Annotated in this window: 12 protein-coding genes and 1 pseudogene; 1 reads left to right on the forward strand and 12 read right to left on the reverse strand. The window is 56.3% G+C overall.

From position 1 onward, the window contains the following. The first annotated feature begins 221 nt into the window (after window positions 1-221). Window positions 222-788, forward strand: coding sequence for a TetR/AcrR family transcriptional regulator (locus K5D32_RS05115; protein WP_221599410.1), 567 nt, complete (start codon window positions 222-224; stop codon window positions 786-788). Between the two features lie 88 nt (window positions 789-876). Here K5D32_RS05115 and K5D32_RS05120 read toward each other — a convergent pair whose 3' ends face one another. The 12 genes and pseudogenes from K5D32_RS05120 to serC all read right to left on the reverse strand — a co-directional run bounded on the left by K5D32_RS05120 (window position 877) and on the right by serC (window position 14,446). Beyond that, complete coding sequence (locus K5D32_RS05120) at window positions 877-1,209, reverse strand: ComEA family DNA-binding protein (RefSeq protein WP_221577507.1); 333 nt, start codon at window positions 1,207-1,209, stop codon at window positions 877-879. A gap of 174 nt (window positions 1,210-1,383) precedes the next feature. After that, window positions 1,384-3,387, reverse strand: a complete 2,004-nt coding sequence (locus tag K5D32_RS05125) for a nucleoside-diphosphate sugar epimerase/dehydratase (protein ID WP_221599411.1) — start codon at window positions 3,385-3,387, stop codon at window positions 1,384-1,386. Between the two features lie 102 nt (window positions 3,388-3,489). Continuing rightward, window positions 3,490-4,506: a glycosyltransferase family 4 protein gene (locus K5D32_RS05130; protein ID WP_221594478.1), complete on the reverse strand. Its 1,017-nt coding sequence runs from the start codon at window positions 4,504-4,506 to the stop codon at window positions 3,490-3,492. A gap of 55 nt (window positions 4,507-4,561) precedes the next feature. Further along, window positions 4,562-4,648 (reverse strand): annotated as a pseudogene (locus K5D32_RS26220) (NAD-dependent dehydratase); the annotation flags it as partial. Window positions 4,649-4,698: 50 nt separating this feature from the next. Beyond that, window positions 4,699-6,129 (reverse strand): MBL fold metallo-hydrolase RNA specificity domain-containing protein, encoded by a 1,431-nt coding sequence (locus K5D32_RS05135; protein ID WP_221577504.1) that lies wholly within the window; start codon window positions 6,127-6,129, stop codon window positions 4,699-4,701. 421 nt (window positions 6,130-6,550) lie between these two features. Next, the gene (locus K5D32_RS05140) at window positions 6,551-6,793 is read right to left on the reverse strand and encodes a lipopolysaccharide assembly protein LapA domain-containing protein (protein WP_025261286.1); all 243 of its coding nucleotides are present in this window, start codon (window positions 6,791-6,793) and stop codon (window positions 6,551-6,553) included. Window positions 6,794-6,817: 24 nt separating this feature from the next. Beyond that, window positions 6,818-7,114, reverse strand: a complete 297-nt coding sequence (ihfB, locus tag K5D32_RS05145) for an integration host factor subunit beta (RefSeq protein ID WP_003369729.1) — start codon at window positions 7,112-7,114, stop codon at window positions 6,818-6,820. Between the two features lie 321 nt (window positions 7,115-7,435). Next, window positions 7,436-9,121, reverse strand: a complete 1,686-nt coding sequence (gene rpsA, locus K5D32_RS05150; RefSeq protein ID WP_025261287.1) for a 30S ribosomal protein S1 — start codon at window positions 9,119-9,121, stop codon at window positions 7,436-7,438. A gap of 122 nt (window positions 9,122-9,243) precedes the next feature. Continuing rightward, window positions 9,244-9,933, reverse strand: coding sequence for a (d)CMP kinase (gene cmk, locus K5D32_RS05155; protein WP_117164029.1), 690 nt, complete (start codon window positions 9,931-9,933; stop codon window positions 9,244-9,246). After that, entirely contained in the window at window positions 9,930-12,170 is a 2,241-nt protein-coding gene (locus tag K5D32_RS05160; protein ID WP_221599412.1) for a bifunctional prephenate dehydrogenase/3-phosphoshikimate 1-carboxyvinyltransferase, read from the reverse strand. Before K5D32_RS05160 ends, cmk begins: the two co-directional genes overlap by 4 nt. 96 nt (window positions 12,171-12,266) lie before the next feature. Next, a complete protein-coding gene (gene pheA, locus K5D32_RS05165; protein ID WP_025261290.1) occupies window positions 12,267-13,361 on the reverse strand; it encodes a prephenate dehydratase in 1,095 nt (364 codons plus the stop codon). Further along, window positions 13,361-14,446 (reverse strand): 3-phosphoserine/phosphohydroxythreonine transaminase, encoded by a 1,086-nt coding sequence (serC, locus tag K5D32_RS05170; RefSeq protein WP_221577502.1) that lies wholly within the window; start codon window positions 14,444-14,446, stop codon window positions 13,361-13,363. Before serC ends, pheA begins: the two co-directional genes overlap by 1 nt. Between the last annotated feature and the right edge of the window lie 101 nt (window positions 14,447-14,547).

Consider the following 14,547-nt stretch of genomic DNA (forward strand, 5'->3'; position numbering starts at 1 on the left):
CACTCTGACGGGCGGTATCATCCTTTCGTAGTATGCCGATCGGCAGGTTCTACCTTGCGCAAAAAGACGTAGCATGAGTCCGTCTTGAACTTGCATTACGGAATGTGTCTAAGACCCGGATACTGTAAATGCGATTTAAGAAATCATCGCTGCATCGATTAACCTATCCATGTGAAAATACGCAGTAACAATTTACGAGCCATAGTCGGGAGGCTCACCGTATGCGTTATGCCCTGGATCACAAAGCTCAAACCCATGAGCGCATCATCAAGGAAGCGTCTGCGCGGTTTCGCCGTGACGGTATTGGTGCCACAGGCCTGCAGCCCTTGATGAAAGCGCTGGGCCTGACTCATGGCGGCTTCTATGCCCATTTCAAATCCAAGGATGACCTGGTAGAGCAGGCGCTGCGTTGCGCCGCGCAAGAAGCGGAAGAAACAATCAGCAAGTTCTTCGCCCTGGAAGACCCGATGTCAGGCCTCATTGACCTGTACCTCTCGGCTGAACACCGCGACACTCCCGAAGCAGGTTGCCCCCTGCCAAACATTTGTGCAGAACTTGGGCAGACAGGTAAACCCAGCCTGATCACCGATGAAATCATTCTTCACCTGACGTCGGCCTTTGCCCAGGCATTGCCAGGGGAAAACACTCAGGAAAGAAGCATCAGCATGATTTCGACACTGGTTGGCGCTCTGATCCTGGCACGCAGCACCCAGAGCAGCGAATTGTCGGAGCTGATTCTCAGCACCACCAACGCCAGACTCAAACAGGAAATAAAAGAACTTCGTTGATGGCAGCTCCAAAGGCTTTGAAGCTGCACGAGAATATTCCCGTGCAGAGGATGAAAGCCCGGCACCGGGCCGAACTTTCAAGGCGATATCACTCGACCGTCAACTTGTCACGATTCTTGTCCAGAATTGCCTTGCCAATACCTTTTACTTCGATCAGCTCTTCAACTGATGCGAATGCCCCGTTGGTGTCCCGATAGGCAACTATTGCCATGGCTTTATTCTTGCCAATACCCGTAAGTGATTTCTGCAACGTCTCTGCATCGGCCTGATTGATATTGACCCTATCGCTCTTCTGCTCATTGGCAACAGAATGAGGGGCCATGTTGTCAGTCATCACCTGGCCAGTCGGTGCAGCCGTAACGGCAACCGAGAAACTGGTAAGCAAGGCAAAGAGTAACGTGGAAAAAAGATCAGTTCGCATAGATAACGCTCCATAAGATTCAAAGGCAGCATTCCAAATGCTGCCCTCGCAATCTAAACCAGTCGCTATCGATGTCAATGAAGTAGAAAGTTTCTACTTGTTTCCCACTTAAAAACAAAATAATGAAACACTTTAATAATGAGAATATATATGCCGAATATGAAAAAATCCCGTTTAGTTGAAATCAGGCTCACGACGGCGTTCCTGATATATCCAGTCAACAATCTCACCTTCCGGGCTGTAGCCACTGACTGTTTCCCGCAGCAATTGGCGAACACTGTTGTAATCATCTTTATCCACGGCTTCAAGCAACGCCTTCAGTCGCCCCTTGAGCACATCCCATTGCAGATGATCTTCGTGGGCGCTCATGATCATCGGGTGCTCGGTGGCAACCACGTTTTCACCGATGAGCAATTCCTCGTAAAGCTTTTCACCCGGACGCAACCCGGTGAACTCGATGGAAATATCGCCTTGAGGGTTTTTCTCCGAACGAATGCTCAGGCCTGACAGGTGAATCATTTTTTCGGCCAGTTCGACGATCCTCACGGGCTCACCCATGTCCAGGACAAAGACATCACCCCCCTGCCCCATGGAGCCCGCCTGAATGACCAGTTGAGCCGCCTCGGGAATGGTCATGAAGTAACGGGTGATCTTCGGGTGGGTCACTGTCAGCGGCCCGCCGGACTTGATCTGCTTGTGGAACAACGGGATCACCGACCCCGAAGAACCCAGCACATTACCAAAGCGGACCATGATGAAACGGGTCTTGTTGACCTGATGGACATTGGCGACATCGCCCAGGATCACCGGCGCGGTTTCACGGCTCAGGGCCTGCAGGATCAGCTCGGCCAGGCGCTTGGTGCTCCCCATGATATTGGTGGGCCTGACAGCCTTGTCGGTGGAAATCAGGACGAAGTTGGAAACCCCTGCCTGCAACGCCGCCTGTGCGGTATTGAGCGTGCCGATGACGTTATTGGCGATGCCTTCTGCAATATTGTGCTCGACCATGGGCACATGCTTGTAGGCGGCGGCGTGATAGACCGTGTCGACCTTCCAGGTTTTCATGATATCCAGCAGCTTGGGATGATTACGCACGGAGCCGAGGATAGGCAGCAACTTGACCCGCAGAGACTCTCGCGTCACACGCTGCTCAAGCTCGCTGAGGATTGAATAGAGGTTGAACTCACTGTGATCGAGCAACAGCAGCTTGACGGGCCCCAGCTCCAGTATCTGCCGGCACAGCTCTGAACCTATCGAACCACCGGCCCCTGTCACCAGAACCGTCTGCCCCTTGATGCAGTGTTCGAGCAGGTTTTCCCTGGCGGGTACGGAGTCGCGCCCCAGCAGATCCGCAATGTCGACCTCTTGCAGATCATCGACCTTGACCCGCCCCGCAGCCAGATCCATGAAGCCCGGAACGCTTCGCACATGCAGAGGAAAGCCTTCCAGAAACCCGAGGATTTCCCGGCGGCGCCCGCGCGATACGGACGGAATCGCCAACAGGATTTCCTGGGCGCCGGTGACCTCGATCATGCGCTGAATATGTTTAGGTCTGTAGACCTGCAGCCCGGAAATCACTCGATTGGAGATCGACTTGTCATCGTCGATAAAAGCGACAGGGCGCATCAGCCTGCTCATTCGCAAGGCGGCTACCAGTTGATTGCCGGCAGCGCCCGCGCCATATATCGCAACCTTGGGCAGGCCATCGTCGCGATTGCTGAAAGGTATGTGCTGCCCGGCCACAAACCAGTCACCAAGAAAGTATTGGCGCATCGCCAGACGCAGGCCTCCGATCATGACCATGCTCAACCACCAGTAGTTGAACATGACCGAACGGGGAACCACGTGCTGATGGTTACTGTACAGATAGACCACGCAACCAAGAATGAGCGCGGAGAGTGTGACGGCCTTGATGATTGCGATCAGCGCATCGTTGCCGAAGTAGCGCATGACAGCGCGGTACATCCCGAAGCGGATAAACAACGGGATGGCAACGATCGGGGCACTGATGAAAAGCCAGGTGTGCTTCTCCAGAGGGTTAATCAGGTCTTCAACACCCAGGCGAACGACAAATGCCATCCACAGTGCGAACCAGACCAGAATGAGGTCGGCAACAACCTGAACTATTCGCTTTTTCCGCCGCGGCAGCGCCAGCAGGAAAGTTCGCAATCTGTTCATGCCCTTGCTACCCCTCGATCTCTACAGAACGTTACACCTGATATTCGAAGCAAATGCCGACATACAATGACTCAATCTATAGGGAAAACGCGAATACTCAAATCAATTGGACTCAAGCTGTCCTGCGTCGAACTTGAGAGCCAGGAGTACCAGCGGGACATAAGCAATCAGCAACCCGGTCAAACCGTCGCCATCGAATACACCGACCCATAGCGCCACAGGCAGCAGCCAGAAGATATTGATGAAGCCAACGGCCAGGGTCACGGGCAGGTGCTTGCCATAGCGACGCGACGCGAACTGGTAGGCGTGGCTGCGATGAGCTTCGTACACCTTGTCGCCACGCAACAGACGACGAGTAAGCGTCACGGTGGCATCGACGATAAATACTCCCAGCAGAATCAGCCAGGCCCAGAAAAGATGAGATGAAGCCCATGCTGCCTGCAAGGAGAGCACGCCTAGCGCGATTCCCAGAAATCCGCTGCCCGCGTCGCCCATGAATATCCGCGCCGGTGGAAAGTTCCAATAGAGAAACCCCATGACCGCGGCGGCCAGCAATACAGGCCCCCACAGCAACTGACCAAAATCGCCCAGTACGTAAATAAGGCTGATCCCGGCGCAGACCGTCACCGCCTCGATACTGGCGATACCGTCGATGCCGTCCATGAAGTTGTAGAGGTTGAGCATCCAGACGAGGTAAAAAGCGGCAAGGATATGGCCGATGATCCCAAGATCCAGGGTGAAGCCAAAGAAGTCGAGCGGTGCCAGCCCGCCCAGCCATGCCAGCGCCCATGCCGCCGCACTGAAATGCCCCAGCAGCCGCCAGCGAGCTGCGATGTGCCCGTGATCGTCCATGAAACCGATCACGGCAACCAGTCCGCCCGCGCCGAGAATGGCAATCAGGGCCGAAGACGGAATCCGGTCCCCGAGCCCCAGCAGTACAATGGCAAGCAAAAAGGCTACAACAATGGAAACCCCGCCGCCTCGCGGTGTAGGAATCTTGTGTGAGCTACGAGCATTTGGAACATCCATCAGGCTTCTGGACAGGGCGTACCTGCGAAGAACTGCCGTCAACCCCAAAGATAAGACCGCCACAGCGACTACAGAGAACCACTCAACCATTTTTGCGTTCCAGAAAAGACCGTACTGTTTTTTTCATTCTGTCATCCATCTTTCACGATGGTGCCCAATCGAGCATCGTACAGGTTTTGGAAATAACGGCCTGCAAAGAATCGCAAAGCTTTTGCGAAAAACACTTCTTGCCTGGGACTGACGACATGTGAACAGGATCAGACAGCCTTCAAAAGACCGGGCTCAAGGCACTACCAGCTCAAGACGTTTATTGGCCAGCGAGTACTTCCTGTTCAGAAGATTGGCCAGCGTCTTCTTCGCGCCAGCCTCGCCATGTACCAGCCTTATCTGGCCCGGCCACTCGGCCATCGAAGTTACAAACCTCACCAGCCCCTCCTGATCCGCATGGGCGGAATAACCGGCGACCGTCGAGATACCGGCACGAATATCAAAGCGTTCACGGTCAAGCTCGACATATCCGCCGACCGGACCATGCTTCTGGATCGCAGCGCCTGGTGTGCCCTTGGCCTGATAACCCACGAAAACCACATTGTGCCGCCGATCACCCAGCATGGCCTTCAGGTAATTGACAATGCGCCCGCCTGCACACATACCATTGCCTGCGATGACGATAGCGGGTCTGGCAGTGCTGGCCAGATAGTTGACCGTCTGCAAATGCCGCTCATGGGTATCGATGGTAATCAATTGAGAGAACCCCAGAGGCTGCCTGCCGCTCTTGAGACGCGCTTGTGCCTCGTCGTCCCAATAGTCTTCAAATGCCTGATAAACGCCCGTGAAGCGGCTTGCCAGGGGAGAATCGAGAATGATCGGCAATTGCGGCCAGTTCACCGGCAAGGCGCTCCCGTCAACTCCATCGGCAGGCTCGCCCAGCAAGGCCTTGCGTCGCAGGATATCTTCCAGCTCGTATAGCAGCTCCTGAGTACGCCCCATGCTGAAGGCGGGAATCAGGACCGTGCCATGATCTTCCAGCGCCTGATCGATGACTTGCTCAAGACGCAATTGCCGCGTGCTGCGGTCCTCATGAAGACGATCGCCATAAGTACTCTCAAGCACAAGAATGTCTGCACGCTCGGGGGATTTCGGAGCGGGAAGCATCGGCGCATCACCTGCCCCCAGGTCTCCCGAAAACACCACACGCTCCGTACGCCCCTCCAGCAGATACTGAAGATCGCACTCGACATAGGCAGAACCCAGAATATGGCCGGCACGTTGCAGGCGGACCCGGCAGACAAGTGCATCGGTATTGACCAAGGTAAACCAGTGATCGAAGGGCAAGGCAATGATGCGCTTTTCAATCGCTGCAAGATTTCGGTCTATCTGTTTGCGGTCATGGTGAAACTCGAGTTTCAGTTGATCCTCCATGACCAGAGGCAATAAATGCGCAGAAGGCTCACTGCACAACACAGGCCCCTGATAGCCTGAAGCCAGCAACGCTGGAATACGCCCTACATGGTCGGCATGTACGTGAGTAACAATGAACGCCTTGATATCGGCAGCAGAGAAACTGAACTTACCGGTTTCAGTACCCGGACTGTCCTGTTGAATAGCACCACAATCAATCAACAGACTATGAGCCGCATCCATACATAACTGGTGACAGGAACCGGACACACTTCGGGTTGCGCCATGATGAATGATTTCAGGGAAAGACATACAGCCACCTATTCAGCAAGTCCGGCTTTGCAAGAACACCGGAGCCTGACTTCCAACTTTAAAAGAGATGGCCTATTTTGCGCTGTAAAGGTTTATCTTCAAGTCTTGACAGGTGAGCACAAGAGCAGCAACAGAAACACTAACGCAAAGGAAGCTACAGCAAACGCCCTGAAATATGGGTAAGGCTCAAAGCATAACTAATAAGCCCACAAACAGAGGTAGCTATTCTTAATAAACAACAAGAAAGATCCTACAAAAAAATCCGACATGCAACTTTATGAGTGAACGAAGGAAATAGTCGGAAAGCCAGAAAACAACAAGCATGCATCAAGCACAGATGCCTGAAGCCCTGAGGGGGATACAAGGGAAAGCGGGACTGGACCTTTCGCACCACAGCAGGCAAAAGTGCCTGCTTCAGGCTCTAGACTGAACGAGCTGAGCGTACGCGCTTTTTACGCAAGCTTGCCAGCCATGCCAGGACAGGGCCAACCAGCATACCCAGCAAAAGAGCAAGAACCACAGGAACAGCCTGGGAAAGCTCGGGTGCCGACCAGCCGAAAAAGACCAGCGTAACAGGCTGCCGGTTTTCAAGCATGAACACCGCCGTTGCCAGAACGACAAGCAACGCAACGACGAGCACGATGATTCGTTTGAAGATGTGCATCCACTGATCCTCTGGTTATCGGCCTCAGAGGCCCTCTTCTTCATCCTCGTTGACTCGATCCCGCAACTCCTTGCCTGGCTTGAAGTGAGGAACGAATTTTCCGTCGAGGCTGACAGACTGGCCCGTTTTTGGATTGCGCCCTACCCGCGGTGCGCGGTAATGCAGGGAAAAGCTGCCGAACCCGCGTATTTCTATGCGGTCGCCTGTCGCCAGGCACTGGGACATTTGTTCAAGCATGGTCTTGATGGCCAACTCGACATCCTTGGATGAGAGCAGCCCTTGATGGGTGACAATTCGTTCGATCAACTCCGACTTCGTCATATTTTTCCCTTCTTTTTCAAGCAGCTAGATCAGCGCTCCGAAGGTTTTAGCATGACCGGACGAATTTGAACAGCCCATGTATTGACTTATGTGAACCCATCGCAACCAGGCATGAATCCATGGTCGGAGCATGACAGCAGGAAGAGGAATGGACGGCAAGGACAGTGACATCAGGCAGGGTGCGGCCTGCAAGGCACCTGGGGACGTTTAAAACGTTTAAAGCACCGGGACAGCGGCACACTGAACGCAGCGCTATAAGGCCCGAATAGCGCCCACAAAAAAGGGCGACCGAAGTCGCCCTTTTTAATGGTCAAGCAGAACTTAGTTCTGTTTTTCCATTTGCGCACGCAGCAGGTCACCAATAGTGGTTGGACCAGTGCTTTCAGCAGCTTCAGGCTTGCTACGCAGGCTCTGGATAGCTTCTTTCTCGTCTTCAACGTCTTTCGACTTGATGGACAGGCTGATTACGCGGCTCTTGCGGTCAACGCTGATGATCTTGGCTTCGATCTCTTCGCCTTCTTTCAGAACGTTACGCGCGTCTTCAACGCGGTCACGGCTGATTTCGGAGGCTTTGAGGGTAGCTTCGATGTCGTCGGCCAGAGTGATGATGGCGCCTTTGGCGTCAACTTCTTTAACGGTACCGCGAACGATAGCGCCTTTGTCATTGACAGTGACGTACTCGGAGAACGGATCGCTTTCCAGCTGCTTGATACCCAGGGAGATGCGCTCACGCTCTGGATCAACAGACAGGATTACGGTGTCGAGCTCGTCGCCCTTCTTGAAGCGACGTACGGCTTCTTCGCCCACTTCGTTCCAGGAGATGTCGGACAGGTGAACCAGACCGTCGATGCCGCCGTCCAGACCAATGAAGATACCGAAATCGGTGATCGACTTGATGGTGCCGGAGATTTTATCGCCCTTGTTGAACTGGCCAGAGAAATCTTCCCATGGGTTGGATTTGCACTGCTTGATGCCGAGGGAGATACGACGACGCTCTTCGTCGATGTCCAGAACCATGACTTCCACTTCGTCGCCAACCTGAACGACTTTGGATGGGTGGATGTTCTTGTTGGTCCAGTCCATTTCGGAAACGTGTACCAGGCCTTCCACGCCTTCTTCCAGCTCTGCGAAGCAGCCGTAGTCGGTCAGGTTGGTTACACGCGCGGTAACGCGGGTGCTTTCCGGGTAACGAGCCTTGATAGCAACCCATGGGTCTTCGCCCAGTTGCTTCAGGCCCAGAGAAACACGATTGCGCTCGCGATCGTACTTCAGGACTTTTACATCGATCTCATCGCCAACATTGACGATTTCCGATGGATGCTTGATACGCTTCCAGGCCATGTCGGTGATGTGCAGCAGGCCATCGACGCCACCCAGATCGACGAATGCGCCGTAATCGGTGAGGTTCTTAACGATACCTTTGACTTGCTGGCCTTCCTGCAGGGACTCGAGCAGTGCTTCGCGCTCTGCACTGTTCTCGGCTTCCAGGACGCTGCGACGGGAAACGACAACGTTGTTGCGCTTCTGGTCCAGCTTGATGACCTTGAACTCGAGCTCTTTGCCTTCCAGGTGCGTGGTGTCGCGCACTGGACGGACGTCAACCAGAGAACCTGGCAGGAACGCACGGATGCCGTTAACGTCGACAGTGAAGCCGCCTTTAACCTTACCGTTGATAACGCCCTTGACCACTTCTTCAGCTGCGAAAGCCGCTTCCAGAACAATCCAGCACTCGGCGCGCTTGGCTTTTTCGCGGGACAGCTTGGTTTCGCCAAAGCCGTCTTCTACCGCGTCCAGCGCGACGTGAACTTCGTCACCGACCTTGATGGTCAGCTCGCCAGCATCGTTGTAGAACTGCTCGAGCGGGATGACGCCTTCGGACTTCAGACCAGCGTGTACAGTTACCCAATCGCCGTCGATGTCGACAACGATACCGGTAATGATAGCGCCCGGCTGAAGGTTCAGGGTTTTTAGGCTTTCTTCAAAAAGTTCTGCAAAGCTTTCGCTCATTTTAATTCCTGTTGATCAAGGGCGAAGAATACGCCCATCTGCCACGTCCCAGAAAACGTGGGTTTCGTTCATGTAAAAGGAAGCTGTCAGGACTGAATCTGGTCGCCTGTGCAGCTCCTTGATCACCCGGCGATATCGCGTAGCGCGACCTCACTCAGAATGCGTTCCAGCACCTGCTCGATGGATAATTCGGTGGAATCCAGCTGTATGGCGTCATGCGCCGGCTTGAGCGGGGCTACCGCTCGCTGGGTGTCACGCTCGTCGCGCGCACATATCTCATCTAGCAGACTCGACAGACTAACATCATCACCCTTCGCCTTCAACTGCAAGTAACGACGGCGCGCACGCTCCTCGGCACTGGCAGTGAGAAAAATCTTCAGGGGCGCGTCGGGAAATACCACCGTTCCCATGTCGCGGCCATCGGCCACCAGCCCGGGCTCTTCCTGAAACGCACGCTGGCGCTGCAGCAAGGCATCGCGAACGGCAGGCAAGGAAGCGACCTGGGAAGCGCCGCTGCCGATCTGCTCGTTGCGGATGGCATGGGTAACGTCCTCGCCTTCGAGGATGATGCGCTGGCCCTGACCGCCGGAAGCCGTCTCGAACTGCACATCGAGATGCGCAGCCAGCAGCTTCAGGGCTTCTTCATTGGTCAGGTCGACACCATGATTGCGCGCCGCAAAGGCAAGCAGACGGTAAAGAGCCCCGGAATCGAGCAGACACCAGCCCAGATGCCTGGCCAGCAAGCCTGCAACAGTGCCCTTTCCAGAACCGCTAGGGCCGTCGATGGTAATAACAGGTGCTTTGATTTTCACTTTTTATCCTCTTGCGCGACACGCATACCGACTTGAGCGCACAGCGCCAGAAAATTGGGAAACGATGTGGCGACGTTCGCACAATCGTGAATACGGATCGGTGCCGATGCCCGCAGTGATGCAACGCTGAATGCCATTGCGATGCGGTGATCGCCATGAGCATCGATCTCGGCACCGCCCATGGAACCGCCCTCAATAATAATGCCATCCGGCGTGGGCTCAACCTTGATACCCAACGCCAGCAGACCATCAGCCATGGCCTGAATCCGGTCCGACTCCTTGACACGCAACTCCTGCGCACCGCGCAGGACAGTACGGCCCTGAGCGCAGGCCGCAGCAATGAACAGCACAGGAAACTCGTCGATAGCCAACGGCACCAGTGCCTCGGGAATCTCGATCCCCTTCAGGGAGGCCGAACGGACCCGCAGGTCCGCAACCGGCTCGCCACCGACTTCCCGGGGGTTTTCCAGAGTGATATCACCGCCCATCAGGCGAAGGATATCGATAACACCCGCACGTGTCGGATTGACGCCCACATGCTCGAGCAACAACTCGGAACCTTCGGTAATGGATGCCGCCACCATGAAAAACGCGGCCGAGGAAATATCGGCAGGCACTTCTATACGGGTCGCCAGCAGCTTGTGCCCGGACTCCAGCGAAACGGTGTTGCCCTCGGCAGAAACCGGGTAGCCGAAGCCACGCAGCATGCGCTCGGTATGATCACGAGTGAGCGCCGGCTCGCTGACTATAGTCTCGCCCTCGGCATATAGCCCGGCCAGCAACAGACAGGATTTGACCTGGGCACTGGCCATCGGCGTGTCATAAGCCTGACCTGCAAGCTTGCCGACAGCATGAATGGTCAGCGGAGGACGACCATCGGCCGCCGTTTCGATGACCGCGCCCATGGCCCGCAAAGGATCGACCACACGACTCATGGGACGCCTGGACAACGAGGCATCCCCCGTCAGGGTGCTGTCGAAATCCTGCGCCGCCAGCAGACCTGCCAGCAGGCGCATGGAGGTTCCGGAATTGCCCAGGTAAATCGGACCGGGCGCAGCCTTAAGGCCACGCAAGCCGACACCATGAATGATCACGCGACCATGGTGCGGCCCTTCGATCACGACCCCCATGTCACGGAAGGCCTGCAAGGTCGCCAGCGCGTCCTCGCCTTCCAGAAAGCCTTCGACCTCGGTAACGCCTTCAGCCAGAGAACCCAGCATGATCGAGCGATGGGAGATGGATTTGTCCCCTGGCACGCGAATACTGCCACTGACAATACCGCCAGGGCTGGCGACAAAAACCAGATCATCTGCGCTGACAGGCTCTACATAGGCACGACGAGCCAGAATCTTGCCGAAGTGCTCCCGGGCAACCCGCGCACGGGTAAACACACCCAGCAGTTGATGCCCGTCGCCGGTATCTACCGCTTCACGCAGGGCATCCAGATCACTGCGGAACGTATCCAGAGTGCGCAGAACGGCTTCGCGGTTGGCCAGGAAGATGTCGTGCCACATCACCGGATCACTGCCCGCGATGCGGGTGAAGTCACGGAAACCGCCCGCCGCGTACCTGAAGATCTCCAGGTTTTCGTTACGCTTGGCCAAAGAATCCACCAGACCGAATGCCAGCAGATGCGGCAGATGACTGGTTGCAGCCAACACCTCATCGTGACGCTCGACCTGCATGTGCTCGACATCGGCACCCAGCACCGACCAGAGACGATCAACCAGTGCCACGGCATCGGGATCCGTCTCGGCCAGCGGTGTCAGGATCACCTTGTGACGTCGGAACAAGTCGGCGTTGGACGCCTCGACGCCACTCTGCTCGGAACCGGCAATCGGATGCCCCGGCACGAAGCGGGTTGGCATATGGCCGAAGGCAAATCGTGCAGCCCGCACCACATTGCCCTTGGCGCTACCGACATCCGTCAGGATCGCATCGCCAAGGTCCAGAGGCGCCAGCAGGCCAAGGAGCTTTTCCATGGCCAGGATCGGGACAGCAAGCTGAATGACATCTGCGCCCTGACAAGCGGTCGCCAGATCCGCCTCACAGCGGTCCACAACACCCAGTTGAACGGCCAGTGCGCGGGATTTCGGGTCAAGATCGACCCCCACCACTTCACGACACAGACCACTTTCGCGAACACCTTTGGCAAAAGAGCCGCCGATCAGGCCCAGACCGACGACCACAAGCCGACCAATGACAGGTCGAGGGGATATCTGCGCGAAATCAACCACGCGCAGAAACCTTGTGGCTGACACCCGCGCAAGGCGAATCTGTTTGCACGCCCGGCAGCGCCGGGGTGAGGAAATGGCTGCTCATGTATCGTCCCTTCAAAGAACCGCTTTCGGGTAGGAACCCAGTACCTTCAAGGCAACGGCTTCATGACTGATTTTCTCCAGCACCGCCTTGACCAGCGGATCCTGGTGATGCCCTACGAAATCGATGAAGAACACGTAAGTCCACTTGCCACTACGCGACGGACGGGTTTCGATGCGGGTCAGGTCCAGGCCATTCTCATGGAACGGCACCAGCAGTTCATGCAAGGCACCCGGTTTGTTGCTCATCGACACAATGATCGAGGTCTTGTCGTCACCGGTCGGTGGTACTTCCTGACTGCCGATGATCAGGAACCGCGTGGAGTTGTCGGGACGATCTTCGATCTTCTCGGCCAGACGGGTCAGGCCATACAGGTCTGCCGCCATATCCCCGGCAATCGCCGCGGAATTCCACTCGCTCTTGACCCGCTTGGCTGCTTCGGCGTTGCTGGCAACCGCCACGCGCTCGACATTCGGGTAATGAGCGTCCAGCCACTTGCGGCACTGGGCCAGCGACTGGGCATGGGAATAGATGCGGCTGATGCTTTTGGTCTTGGTGCTTTCACCGACCAGCAAATGGTGGTGAATGCGCAGCTCGACTTCGCCACAGATGACCATGTCATGTTCGAGGAAGCTGTCGAGGGTGTGGTTGACCGCACCTTCGGTGGAGTTCTCCACCGGCACGACGCCGAAATTCACGGCACCGGCAACCACTTCACGGAACACTTCATCGATAGCCGCCATAGGCAGGCTGATGACAGCATGCCCGAAGTGCTTCATGGCCGCAGCCTGGGTAAAGGTCCCTTCCGGGCCCAGATAGGCGACCTTCAGCGGCTGCTCCAGCGCCAGGCAGGAAGACATGATTTCGCGAAACAGACGCGCCATCTCTTCGTTGCTCAGCGGACCGCGATTGCGGTCCATGACACGCTTGAGCACCTGGGCCTCACGCTCAGGGCGATAGAACACAGGCACTTCGCCTTCCGCCAGCGAGGACATTTTTACCCGCGCCACTTCCTGCGCGCAGCGTGCGCGCTCGCTGATCAGTTCCAGAACCTTTTCGTCCAGGCTGTCGATGCGGACTCGCAGCGCCTTGAGTTCTTGCTCGGACATCAGCCGTGCTCCTTCTCGAAGTCTTTCATGTAGGTCACCAGCGCATTGACTGCATTGATGTCAACAGCATTGTAGATGGAAGCCCGCATGCCACCGACCGAGCGATGACCCTTGAGGTTGAGCAGGCCATTGGCATCGGCACCTGCCAGGAACGGCTTGTCCAGACGGTCGTCGGCCAGACGGAACGGCACGTTCATCCAGGAGCGGTCAGGCTTGTTGATCGGGTTGCTGTACAGCTCGCTGGCATCGATGAAGTCATACAGGGTGCGCTTTTTGACTTCATTGAGCTTGCCGATGGCCTCGACGCCGCCCTGCTCCTTGAGCCACTCGAACACCAGACCGGACAGGTACCAGGCCAGGGTCGGCGGCGTGTTGTACATCGAGCCGTTGTCGGCGGCGACCTTGTAATCGAGCATGGTCGGGCAAAGCGCACGGGCACGGCCCAGCAGGTCTTCGCGAATGATCACGACGACGATGCCGCTCGGGCCGATATTCTTCTGGGCACCGGCATAGATCATGCCGAAGCGCGAGACATCCACCGGACGGGAAAGAATGTCGGAGGACATGTCGGCAACCAGCGGCACATCGCCCGTTTCCGGAATCCAGTCGAACTCCAGGCCACCGATGGTTTCGTTCGGCGCGTAGTGAACATAGGCAGCGTCCCTGGACAGCTTCCATTCGTTCTGGCCGGGAATGGCGAAATAGTCGTATGGCTTGGCGCTGGCGGCGACATTGACCGTACCGTAGCGCGAGGCTTCTTCAATGGCCTTCTGCGACCAGATGCCGGTGTCGATGTAGTCGGCCTTGCCGTTTTCCGGCAGCAGGTTCAGGGCAATCTGGGCAAACTGCTGACTGGCGCCGCCTTGCAGGAACAGCACCTTGTAGTTCGAGGGGATGGTCAGCAGGTCGCGAAGATCCTGCTCGGCCTTGGTGGCAATGGAGACGAACTCATCGCTGCGATGGCTCATTTCCATCACGGACAGGCCCTTGCCATGCCAGTCCAGAAGCTCCGCCTGGGCACGCAACAGAACCGCTTCGGGAAGCGCAGCGGGACCTGCGCAAAAGTTAAAGGCTCGCTTGCTCATATCCACTCTCGTCAAATGCGTTGGGTCTTACGCGCTGCTTTTCCGGTCTACTGACCGAATGTCGCAAGGGCCGACCCGCCTGCAATGCATACGCACTCACA

The organism is Pseudomonas cichorii (assembly GCF_019719005.1).
In the GTDB taxonomy this organism is placed as follows: domain Bacteria; phylum Pseudomonadota; class Gammaproteobacteria; order Pseudomonadales; family Pseudomonadaceae; genus Aquipseudomonas; species Aquipseudomonas cichorii_E.

Excerpts from the sequence above, each read along its gene's own strand:
- rpsA (WP_025261287.1), bottom strand. The coding sequence starts at position 9,121 with ATGAGCGAAAGCTTTGCAGAACTTTTTGAAGAAAGCCTAAAAACCCTG.
- K5D32_RS05140 (WP_025261286.1), bottom strand. The coding sequence starts at position 6,793 with ATGCACATCTTCAAACGAATCATCGTGCTCGTCGTTGCGTTGCTTGTC.
- K5D32_RS05125 (WP_221599411.1), bottom strand. The coding sequence starts at position 3,387 with ATGAACAGATTGCGAACTTTCCTGCTGGCGCTGCCGCGGCGGAAAAAG.
- K5D32_RS05130 (WP_221594478.1), bottom strand. The coding sequence starts at position 4,506 with ATGGTTGAGTGGTTCTCTGTAGTCGCTGTGGCGGTCTTATCTTTGGGG.
- K5D32_RS05135 (WP_221577504.1), bottom strand. The coding sequence starts at position 6,129 with ATGTCTTTCCCTGAAATCATTCATCATGGCGCAACCCGAAGTGTGTCC.
- pheA (WP_025261290.1), bottom strand. The coding sequence starts at position 13,361 with ATGTCCGAGCAAGAACTCAAGGCGCTGCGAGTCCGCATCGACAGCCTG.
- serC (WP_221577502.1), bottom strand. The coding sequence starts at position 14,446 with ATGAGCAAGCGAGCCTTTAACTTTTGCGCAGGTCCCGCTGCGCTTCCC.
- K5D32_RS05115 (WP_221599410.1), top strand. The coding sequence starts at position 222 with ATGCGTTATGCCCTGGATCACAAAGCTCAAACCCATGAGCGCATCATC.
- K5D32_RS05120 (WP_221577507.1), bottom strand. The coding sequence starts at position 1,209 with ATGCGAACTGATCTTTTTTCCACGTTACTCTTTGCCTTGCTTACCAGT.
- ihfB (WP_003369729.1), bottom strand. The coding sequence starts at position 7,114 with ATGACGAAGTCGGAGTTGATCGAACGAATTGTCACCCATCAAGGGCTG.